The following is a 9,531-nucleotide window of genomic DNA, read 5'->3' as shown; positions in this document are numbered from 1 at the left end:
CTGGGTCCGCGTCAAGTCAGCGTCAGCCGGCTCGCGGTGGGCACGGGGACCAACGGCAGCAACGGGAGTTCGGACCAGACGCGCAAGCTGGGAGTTCGCGGCGTCGCGGATATGCTGCGCTTCGGCTACGACAACGGGGTCACGTTTTGGGATTCGGCCGACCAGTACGGCAGCCATCCCCATCTGCGTGAAGCGCTGACGTCGGTCCGGCGCGAGAACGTTACGATTTTGACCAAGACGCACGCGTCGACGGCGGCGGAGATGAAGGCGGATCTCGATCGGTTCCGCCGCGAGATCAACACCGATTACCTGGACATCCTGCTGCTCCACAACATGCAGGAAGCGGACTGGCCGGATCGCAAGAAGGGCGCGATGGACGTACTTAGCGAGGCTCAGGAGCGCGGCATTGTCCGGACGAAGGGGACATCTTGCCATACGCTCGCGGCGTTAAAAACGTCGGCCGCGACGCCTTGGGTGGAAGTCGATCTGGCGCGCATCAATTCGGCGCAGGTGCTGATGGATGCCGAACCGGAAGTGGTGCTCGGGGTTCTGAAGCAGATGAAGGCGTCGGGCAAGGGCGTGATCGGGATGAAGATTCTGGGCGCGGGGCAACTCGCAAACCGCGTCGACGAGTGCCTCCAGTACGCTCTGGCGCATAGCGGCACGGTCGACTGTTTCACGATCGGCGCCGAGAGCCAGGATCAACTCGCGGATCTCATCCGTAAGATTCCCGCGGCAAGTCTTCGCGCTTAAGGTTGGGTGGCAGCGGGTAGTAACCGCTCCGTTACCGTCGCGGCTCCCTCGAAAATGTCTCCCAACATGCGCCGTTCCACCCGGATACCCTCCCATTGGTGGTGAACCGACGGGTGTACTGAGCCGCGCGCGTGAGCAAGCGGTGTTTTGCGACTCTACGGATGGCTGATCGCCGGATAGCGCACCACGTTATAGCTGATTAGATTCAAAGCGTCGGTAACGACACCGTTCACCGCGTTCACGTTGCCCTGAAAAGAGATCGTGATGGGAGCCGTGATGGAATCGGGCGCCGACGTGAGGAACGGAAGCAGGACGAGTTCGGTGCCGAAGCTCTGTCCGTCAAACGAGGTCGCGCCAGTCGTTACCGAAGCGTTCGCGCCGGCCGAAATCATCGTATCGTTCACTCCGCCGGTGCGATTCAACAGCGTGGTCGAACCCCACACGACGCTGTAGTTAAAGATCGCGGTGCCCCCGCTATGGGCCAGCAGCATCCGAATCTCGACGCGGTCGCCTGGACCCAGAAAACCGGCCGGGAGCGTGCAGGTTCCAAGCGTTGCGGTTCCGACCGACGAAGTCGAAGTGCCGGTAGCACTGCAAACCACTTGCGGATTCCACACCGGGAAGATCACGACGCCATTAGTGGAACCTCCGCCCTGGCCGAACGTCGGCCCGGCCGATTGCCCCTGCGCCGTGGGCGAAAGACGGTAGGACGCGATCAGTGTATCCCCCGGTTGCGGCGCCGCGCCCGAACCGAATTGCACGACTTGACCGGTCAGCGTGTAATCGAAGCCCTGCTGCTGCAGGATTCCGTCGCGGAATAGCAGCAGCGAAGCCGCGGGCGACGGAGTGCCGGCTAACCCGAAGTTCAGATTCGATCCATCGACGACCCCGCCTGGAACTTCGCCGTCGGAGTAGCCCGGCAGTTGCGTGGGATCGAAGCAGGGACCCGAGGTCCCGTCGACATACACGCAATCCGTCGCGTTGCCGACCACGGTTTCCAGAGCGCTGTTCTGGTCTACGATGGCGACGCGGTTGGTTCCATATCCGCCGCCCTTTAACGGACGCGCCGCTAAGTCGGATGAAAGCCCGGTGACTTGCGACTCGGGAATCGGGCTTTGTGCGACGGCTCCGCCGACCGTCCCCCCCGTCGTGCCGTTTCCCGCGATCTGCTGCGGGGCGCCCGCTGTGGAACTGGTGCGAACGGCTGCAACCGTCAGCGGTGTCGTGCTCGGAGGCACCATCCACGTCTCTTCGTATTGAATGTACCCATCGCTCTCATAGAGCACCGTATAGGGCTGCGTGGGCGTTCCCGTTGTATTCGGAACCAGCTGAACATAGATCGCGCCATTCACAATGGGCACGGTCAGGCTCTGCATCCCGACGGGGGAACCATTGGACGACTGGAAGGAATACCAGGTAATCACCGCCGTCGCGTTCATCCGGGTACCGTTCGCGGAATAGAGAGTGTCCTGGATGGTCGTCAGCTGCGGCTGGGCGTGCAAGGCGTGCAAGCCCGCGCCGATGAGTAGTAAAAGGCCCACAAGACGGCCGGTTGACATGCTTGCCTCCGAGAGATGGCGCGAAGTTAGCCTCCGCTGCCAACAGTCTAGGCTTCAGCGCGCGAAAACGAAGGTCTTTCCTTGTGCTGATACTTAGGTAAGCTGTTGCGTTTTCAATCAGTAACAAGTATTTCGATTTTGTGTCAACGGCTGCGCTTGGGCGTGTGCTACGGTGTTTAGCGACGCACTCCAAGTCGAGGACAGGAGATCAAGAATCGTGACTATCAAGGAAGTAGCAGACCGGATCGTAGAGCTTTGCTCGGAAGGCAAGTTCGACCAGGCCATAGACGAGCTCTACGGGGCTGACATCGTCAGCGTGGAAGCAGCCGCGCCCCCAGGAGGATCGCGCGAAACGAAGGGGCTTGAGGGCGTGAAGGGTAAAGCCGAATGGTGGACATCCAACCATGAGGTTCACTCCTCGAAGGTGGAAGGGCCTCTGGTTGCCGGCTCTCACTTCGCCGTGACTTTTAAAATGGACGTGACCTTCAAGCCGCAATCCAAGCGGTTCCAGATGGAAGAGGTAGCCGTTTATGAAGTCGACAACGGCAAAATTGTATACGAACAGTTCTTTTACAAGATGTAGTTGAGCACGGGAATACGAAGCTTCCGCATTCTGTCGTAAACTCGTTGCGTGCAAATCTTCGCGCCCGCGGCGGCGAGCGGCACACTCCCCGTGCAAGCCTCGCCGCAGCTGAGTCGATCCGCAATCATCCGCCTCATCGCGCTGGCGTTATTGAGCATGCTGCTTCTTCGAACCGCCTGGGTTGCGGAAGATGCCTACATTCCGTTTCGTGTTCTTGACAATTTTCTGAACGGCTATGGTCTTCGATGGAATGTCGCGGACCGCGTGCAGACTTACACCGATCCGCTCTTTCTGGGGATCGTCACGTTTGTTACCTGGCTCTCCGGGAATGTTTACTTATCCGTAATCGCGGTATCCCTCGTATTGTCTCTGGCTGCGTTTGTGCTGATTACGCGCGATGCCAGCGACATGGGAGCGATTACCGCAAGTTTCGCGCTGATCTTCTCCAAAGCTTTCATTGACTTCTCCATATCCGGAATCGAAAATCCGGCAACGCACTGCGCCATTGCGGCTTATCTTTACTTCTACTGGCGCGGCCGGGACCCGCTCCTTCTTACTCTGATCGCCGCGCTGGCCGCGACGAACCGCGAAGATACGGTCTTATTCTTTCTTCCCTCTCTCGGAGTTCTATACTTTCGAACCGGTCTTAGCCGTGTTTGGCGAAGGGCGCTGCTAGGTTGGACCCCCTGCCTGGCGTGGCTGGCATTCTCTCTTTTCTACTATGGATTCCTCTTTCCGAACACCGCTTACGCCAAACTGAATACCGGGATCCCTACTCGCGACATGATCTTTCAGGGCATTGTTTACTATATGAACGCCATCCAGTTCGATACCAGCACGATCTTCGTGATTAGTCTCGGTCTGGTGGTTGCCTACTACGCGCGCGAATGGGCGCTTGCCGCGGGCGTGGTGCTCAACTTGATTTACATTCTGCGTGTCGGCGGAGATTTCATGTGCGCGCGCTTTTTCAGTGCGTCGCTGGTGTTCTGTGTAGCTTTGATTGCGAGATACTGGAATCCGCGGTGGGCTCTGGGCGTACCTACTCTGGCGTTGATTGCCGGCCTGGGGCTTTGGGTACCTTATCCGACGGTTACTACAGCCGTTGCCGACATTACTCCGCGGCTGATCGGCGGCGGCGTCGCGGACGAACGCTCCCATTACTATGAATGCGCCGGATTGATGCACTACCGGCGCGATACCTTGTGGCCGCTGTGCGCCTTCACCGTGGTTGGCGCTGAAGCCAGAGATTCGGGTTTCAAGACCGTCGTCATGCCGAATATCGGCTACTACGGATGGATTGTCGGACCGAAAGTTCATGTAGTCGACCCATTCGCCCTGGGCGATGCCTTTCTAGCGCGGCTGCCGATCGTCAAAGGACCGTGGCGAGTAGGTCACTACCTTCGAAATTTACCTGAGGGTTATCTGGACACGGTAACCACCGGCGTGAATACTATCGCCGACCCGAATCTGCACGAGTACTATTCCCACTTACACACCGTAATTAGCGGCGATCTCTGGAGCGTAGATCGTTTCAAGCAGATATTCCTTTTCAATATTGGATATTATGATCATCTTGTCCCGCACACGCGGACATGATTTCAATGGCCGCGACCCATAAGGGTGGCTCCCCGCTAGGGATTTATATCCTGCTTGGTTTCCAACTTGCTTTCGAGCGTAGCTAAATAGGCTTTCTGGACATCGGGGGCCTTATCTTGCGCCAATTTCATCTCTTTAGCAGCGTCGTCAAACTTACCCTGTGCGGAGTAGACGCGAGCGAGCCCCACATGCACGAACCATTCGTCGGGATGTTTCTTCGCGTTTTCGCGGAAGATCGCGAACGCTTCGTCCGTGCGCTTCTCGGCCTGCAACTGCCGCGCGAATGTATGGACCTGGAGCGGATTGGCCAGCGATAACGCTTTCTTTTGGGCGACGGCAGCTTCCTCCTTGCGATCGAGTGCGGTCAGAATGGTCGACTTAGTCATTTCGTTTTCGTAGCGGTCTTCATTTTCGATGGATTTGTTCGCATAGGTAAGCGCCTCGTCCAAATCGACCTTCTCCTTAACGAGGTAGCTCGCCGCATCATCCCAACTCATCCATGTGTACTGCGATAAATTCCGGAGCTGCCTCTTCAGACTTGCCTGTACCAGGTCATGGACATCCACCGAGACCTTGAACGGCACCGCCAGCTTCTCCCACTCCAGTAAAACGATCGCCGAGTCCGGTTTTAACTGGTCGAAGTCATAGGTCAGGGCGTTGTGCATCTCCGCGGCACTGGGCTTCACGCTTACGCGGAGTGCGTCTTCCTTCTGGTCATAAGTGAACGACCCCCAAGAAGTCGAGTTTTTCGAGAAGATGATCGTCCACTCGTCGGCGGTCGGGATCATATGCAGTCCGTAGGTTCCCTTGTCGAGCGGCTTGCCTTCGATTAGGACCGGATCGCTGAAGGTAATCGTAGTATTTTCGTTCGCGCCGGCGCGCCACACGGCGCCATAGGGCACCAGACCGCCCCATATTTTGCGATCGTTCACAAGAGGACGGTGATACTTGATTGTGACATCCGTAATGCCGATTCGTTGCGAGATCTCGGCCGGCTGGCTGGGCAGAGGGAGATCGAGCACGAGCGACTGTGCCGGACTCGGACGTGAAGCGGCTGCCGTTAATAGGAGGATCCAGAAAACGGGTAATGCTGACTTAAACATCTCAAAGACTCCTTCTTCGCTAACATCGTGACCGGTGTACGGTCACGCGGCTTAGACGAACGTCTGCGGGGAACGTGAGGAGAAATTTGCTGTTGGCGGTAGGTTGGAACCGCGGGCCCGCGGGGTCGCGGTGAAGGTGCGGACCCTCCCTTTCGGTCGGCCTCGGGATTGAGTCGTGGGCTATATGGGGGCGTATAGGAGGAAGCGTCTAGAACCATCGTTCCGGCTCTAAGATAAAATTCCGCTATGGCGCGACGGGTTTTCATCAGCTATCGAAGTGAAGATAAGAGTTCCGCCGACCGGGCGTGCGCCGCTCTGGAAAGTCAGAACATTCCGTGCTGGATCGCGCCGCGCGATATCGGGATTGGCCAGGAGTGGGCGGCCGCCATCGTATCCGGTCTCGATGCCTGCAGTCACTTCGTCTTGATTCTGTCGTCGAATTCGCAGAACGCAAAACAGATCTCGCGCGAAGCCGAACTTGCCGATGCGCGTGGGCTGCCGATCATCACCCTGCGCATCGAAGATGTCAAACCTCCGCCGGGTCTGGTTTACTTTCTTGGAAATCTTCAGTGGCTCGATGCATTCGGGAACAACTTCGACACAGCGGTCGGCCGTCTGGCTGAAGTTGTCACGAAAAGCGGGGATAACCCCGCGCCCGCGCCGCCCATTCGCCAACAGAGCCCCGAATTGTCCCGGCCGCCGGAGCGCACTCGCATGCCTTCCTATATCTACGCCATCGCCGCGGCTTTGATTGTGGTTATCGGGCTGGCGGTTTGGTTCTCAACCCGGACGCCGCATCCCGGTCCCAGCCCCAGTTCCGATCCCGCGAAGGAAGCTTCGACCTTCGGTATTAGTTATCTACAGACTCGCGACTCCGGAGATTTGGAACGTGCCTACGCCATGCTTGGACCCGACTTGAGGGCGAAGTGGAATCGCCAGACCTTCAACTCCGATGTGGGCGCTTTGCAGGCGAAAGGACGGCCGTCCAATTATGCGCTTTCCGGCGCTTGTACAGTGCGCGAACATGGCGCGTACACTTGCGACTACCATCTCTCCTACCCCGACGGCCACTCGGCGGATGAACGGCTCGTGATCGCTAACCACGACGGAGCCTGGGCGATTGCGAAGGACCGGATGCCCTAAGCTAGTTGACCGGAGAAGTTATGCCTGACAGTAAGAAGACTTGCTTCGTCGTCATGGGATTCGGTAAGAAAACGGATTACCAGACTGGTCGTGTGCTTGACCTGGATAAGTCATATCAGTACATCATCAAGCCCGCGGCGGAAGAAGCCGGCCTCGACTGCAAGCGCGCGGATGAGATCATCCACTCGGGATTGATCGATGTTCCGATGTACGAATACCTGCTCACCGCCGATGTTGTAATCGCCGACATTTCGACGTCGAATGCCAACGCGCTCTATGAACTCGGCGTGCGCCACGCCCTTAGACCGTACACGACGATCACGATCGCCGAAGACAAGATGGTTTTCCCTTTCGACGTGAGTCATCTGGCCGTGCGCCGTTATCGGCACCTCGGCGAAGGTATCGATTTCGCCGAAGTTATGCGGATGAAGAAAGAACTTACTGAAGCTATCGGGACTATCCTGCAGAAGCCTGAGAAAGATAGCCCGGTATACGCGTTCTTCTCCGATCTGGATCCTCCGGCGAGAAGAAAGATCGAAGCGGCTGTGGCGCAATCATCGCCGGCCGCCGTGACCGCCGCGGCGAGTGAGAGTGACGCGTCCAATCCGACGATGAAAGTCCTGATGGACCAGGCCAACGCCGCGATTGCGAACAACGATTTCGAAACCGCGAAAACACTCCTGAACCTGGTGCGTCCGATGGCGCCAAGAGACCCTTATGTGGTGCAGCGGTTGGCGTTCGTAACCTTCAAGAGTAAGCAACCCGATGAGCTACGTGCCTTGCAAGCGGCGGGAGTTATCCTGGCGGAGCTGAATCCCGAAATCTCCACCGACACGGAGACTCTCGGCCTGTGGAGTTCGATTCACAAGCGTTCGTGGGAGCTGACCAGGAATCCTGATGACCTGACTACAGCAATTCTGGCTTGCGAAAAAGGCTTCTATCTGAAGAACGACGAGTACAACGGGATCAACCTGGCGTTCCTTTACGACCTGAGAGCATCGGTTTCTGAAGGCGCCGAGGCGGCGGCCGATCGAGTGCTTGCCGCACGGATTCGCCGACGGGTACTGCCGATTTGCGAAACGCTACTGGCAGCCACACCGGCGGCAGGCGCTGAAAGGCAATTCTGGGCGCTGGTTACCCTGGCGCAAGCGCACATCGGGCTGGGTTGCGAAGCTAAGGCTCGGGAGTTACTCGACCAAGCGCGCGCGCTTCATCAACCGAAGTGGATGATGGACAGCACCGAGCAGCAGTTAGCTGCGTTAGAGCAGATACTCGCGACTTAGCTTGTATCTTATTTCTTGCCGCCCGTTTGCTGCTGCGAAGTAATCCATCTCGTGTTTTCTCCGGATATGATCGCGTCCGCCCGCTCTACGTAAAGCGTGTCGGCATCCGTTGCGGTCGCGTAAGGTCCGGCCTTGGCTTCATGCAGGAAGTCCTCTCGCTTCAGGGCCTCCCGAGTGGCGCGGTACAACAGCCAGTTCTGCTGGTACTGACCTAACTGGAGAATCCCTTCAATGATGCCGACCAGTGCTCCAAGGATGGCGGTGGTCCATTTCAGCGTCACGCCTGCAGCCGCGACGGCAACGACCGGGATTGCGGCCGCAAGGATAATCTGAGTCGTCTTCAGCGCGACGTACCGCGAGTGGTTGCCGCGCGCGCCGGCTCCGTACCAGGCGCTCTGCGCACGCAGTTTGTCGAGGATTGAACCGGAGTTCGCCGGTGCGGTCATGACTGTGCGGCGCGCTCCAGTTCCGCGATGTCGAGCTTCTTCATCTGCATCAGGGCTTGCATTGCCTTGGGATTCCTGACGAATTCGGGTAAGCGCGCGGGGACGATCTGCCAGGATAGCCCGAACTTATCTTTGAGCCAGCCGCACTGCCCCTCGCTGCCGCCGGCCGATAGCTTCGCCCAATAGTCGTCGATCTCCTGCTGCGTGTCGCAGCGCACGACAAACGAAACCGCTTCCGTGAACGGAAACATCGGGCCGCCGTTCAGCGCAATGAACTTCTGTCCGTCGAGTTCAAAAGCAATCGTGAGGACAGGGCGCCGCGCCGGGGCGCCGTCACCGTTGCCGGTTTCATCCAGCCGGCGCGAGTTAGTAAAGATCGTGAGGTAATAGTCGACTGCCTCCGCGGCATTCGAATTGAACCAGAGAAACGGGGTGATGCGGGGGAAGTTTTCGAAAGCGCTCATTCAATCCTCCAGACATAGAGTCTAGCGGTTCAGATGGGCTTGCCGGGGACTTTGAGTCTCTTGTCGACCTCTGCAAAAAGCGCAGGAAGAGCAATCTCCGTTTTCCCCGATTCGCAGCATGCCTTCCGGAGGGATCCATGTCGGTTCGGGCGAACCTTTCTGCAATAGCCAGGCGGTGCGCTTGTCGGGGTCCACGATCCAAACGCATTCGGTTCCCCACTGAATATAGTGTGCGGCCTTCTGGAGCGCTTGAGACAGCGTGTCATCGGGCGACAGGATCTCAACGCAAAGATCGGGCGCCGAAGTCGGATACCGGCCTTCGATTTGCTCCCGTACCGCGATCACATCCGGTACGGGTTCTGCATGAGGAACGATCTTCAGCCGGACCTCCGATGCTGTATTCCAAGCGGCCGCATCGAGCATCTTCATGATCAGAAACTGCAAGAAGCCGTGCAACAAAGTCGGCATCGACTTCTGGACCGCTTTTCCGTCCCAGTACTCATAAGCCGGCTTGGCGCCGTCGTACAACTTATGGAACTCTTCGAGACTAAGGGGCAGTGTTTGCGCAGACATATGCTCACGCGGGCTCGCCGGGATCTTC

10 protein-coding genes are annotated in these 9,531 nt (G+C 58.0%); 5 read left to right on the top strand and 5 right to left on the bottom strand.

Features of this window, described 5'->3' with window-relative positions; genetic code table 11:
• Positions 1–753: aldo/keto reductase (locus H1Y01_RS06535; protein ID WP_180539637.1), on the top strand; the 753-nt coding region annotated here is incomplete at its 5' end.
• Positions 754–908: 155 nt separating this feature from the next.
• Here the strand turns inward: H1Y01_RS06535 and H1Y01_RS06530 are convergent.
• Positions 909–2,312: a hypothetical protein gene (locus H1Y01_RS06530; RefSeq protein WP_180539636.1), complete on the bottom strand. Its 1,404-nt coding sequence runs from the start codon at positions 2,310–2,312 to the stop codon at positions 909–911.
• Between the two features lie 217 nt (positions 2,313–2,529).
• Here H1Y01_RS06530 and H1Y01_RS06525 point away from each other — a divergent pair, with 217 nt between their 5' ends.
• Positions 2,530–2,895: a nuclear transport factor 2 family protein gene (locus tag H1Y01_RS06525; RefSeq protein WP_180539635.1), complete on the top strand. Its 366-nt coding sequence runs from the start codon at positions 2,530–2,532 to the stop codon at positions 2,893–2,895.
• A gap of 48 nt (positions 2,896–2,943) precedes the next feature.
• A complete protein-coding gene (locus H1Y01_RS06520; RefSeq protein WP_180539634.1) occupies positions 2,944–4,491 on the top strand; it encodes a hypothetical protein in 1,548 nt (515 codons plus the stop codon).
• A 35-nt stretch (positions 4,492–4,526) separates the two neighbouring features.
• Here the strand turns inward: H1Y01_RS06520 and H1Y01_RS06515 are convergent, their stop codons facing one another.
• Entirely contained in the window at positions 4,527–5,513 is a 987-nt protein-coding gene (locus H1Y01_RS06515) for a DUF2911 domain-containing protein (RefSeq protein WP_219341332.1), read from the bottom strand.
• A 327-nt stretch (positions 5,514–5,840) separates the two neighbouring features.
• On the opposite strand from H1Y01_RS06515, the gene H1Y01_RS06510 reads away from it, so the two are divergent.
• Both H1Y01_RS06510 and H1Y01_RS06505 read left to right on the top strand, forming a co-directional pair.
• Positions 5,841–6,737 (top strand): toll/interleukin-1 receptor domain-containing protein, encoded by an 897-nt coding sequence (locus tag H1Y01_RS06510; protein WP_180539632.1) that lies wholly within the window; start codon positions 5,841–5,843, stop codon positions 6,735–6,737.
• A gap of 20 nt (positions 6,738–6,757) precedes the next feature.
• Positions 6,758–8,020, top strand: coding sequence for a tetratricopeptide repeat-containing protein (locus H1Y01_RS06505; protein ID WP_180539631.1), 1,263 nt, complete (start codon positions 6,758–6,760; stop codon positions 8,018–8,020).
• Positions 8,021–8,028: 8 nt separating this feature from the next.
• On the opposite strand, the gene H1Y01_RS06500 is transcribed toward H1Y01_RS06505, so the two are convergent.
• The 3 genes from H1Y01_RS06500 to H1Y01_RS06490 all read right to left on the bottom strand — a co-directional run.
• Complete coding sequence (locus H1Y01_RS06500; protein WP_180539630.1) at positions 8,029–8,466, bottom strand: DUF4231 domain-containing protein; 438 nt, start codon at positions 8,464–8,466, stop codon at positions 8,029–8,031.
• Complete coding sequence (locus H1Y01_RS06495; protein WP_180539629.1) at positions 8,463–8,930, bottom strand: VOC family protein; 468 nt, start codon at positions 8,928–8,930, stop codon at positions 8,463–8,465. The genes H1Y01_RS06500 and H1Y01_RS06495 overlap by 4 nt, the downstream gene beginning before the upstream one ends.
• Before the next feature lie 21 nt (positions 8,931–8,951).
• The coding region (locus tag H1Y01_RS06490; RefSeq protein ID WP_219341331.1) for a Uma2 family endonuclease at positions 8,952–9,531 on the bottom strand (580 nt) is incomplete at its 5' end.

The sequence above is a fragment of the Nevskia soli genome, assembly GCF_903970205.1.
Classification (GTDB): domain Bacteria; phylum Acidobacteriota; class Terriglobia; order Bryobacterales; family Bryobacteraceae; genus Bog-113.
This window is presented reverse-complemented; position numbering and strand designations above follow the sequence as displayed.